The organism is Priestia sp. P5_B4, from assembly GCF_056400385.1.
The window spans coordinates 1-545 of the sequence record NZ_JBFULJ010001509.1; the positions used below are offsets into that span (position 1 = coordinate 1).

The window sequence follows — 545 nt, forward strand, 5'->3', positions numbered from 1 at the left end:
ATCACCGACCGCGTGAGCCCGCGCGTGTTCCGCGTCGTCGCCCTGCCCGCGCCGACCGAACGCGAGAAGACCCAGATGTACCTGCAGCGCTACATCAAGCACTTGCCGGCGGCCGGCGAGATCGTGATCTTCGATCGCAGTTGGTACAACCGCGCGGGCGTGGAGCGCGTGATGGGCTTCACCGATGAAGCACACGTGCGCGCCTTCCTGACGACGGTGCCCGCGGTGGAAATGGCGATCGTCAAGTCAGGCGTGGTGTTGATCAAGTATTGGCTCGAAGTGAGCGAAGAAGAACAGACCAAGCGCCTGAAGGATCGCGCGCAGGACGGCCGCAAGCTCTGGAAGCTTTCGCCGATGGACATGAAATCCTTCAGCCGCTGGTACGACTACTCGCGTGCGCGCGACGAGATGTTCACGGCCACGGACACCGGCCAGGCCCCCTGGTACGTCGCGCGTACGGACGACAAGCGGCGCGCGCGCCTCAACGTCATCCGCCACCTGCTCGATCATGTGCACTACGAAGATTTGCCGCGCGAGAAGATCAA

The 545-nt window shown here is 63.5% G+C and carries 1 protein-coding gene; it reads left to right on the forward strand.

What is annotated here, in order from left to right; genetic code table 11:
- The coding region (locus AC1DRF_RS31890; RefSeq protein WP_477742813.1) for a polyphosphate kinase 2 family protein at window positions 1-545 on the forward strand (545 nt) is incomplete at both ends.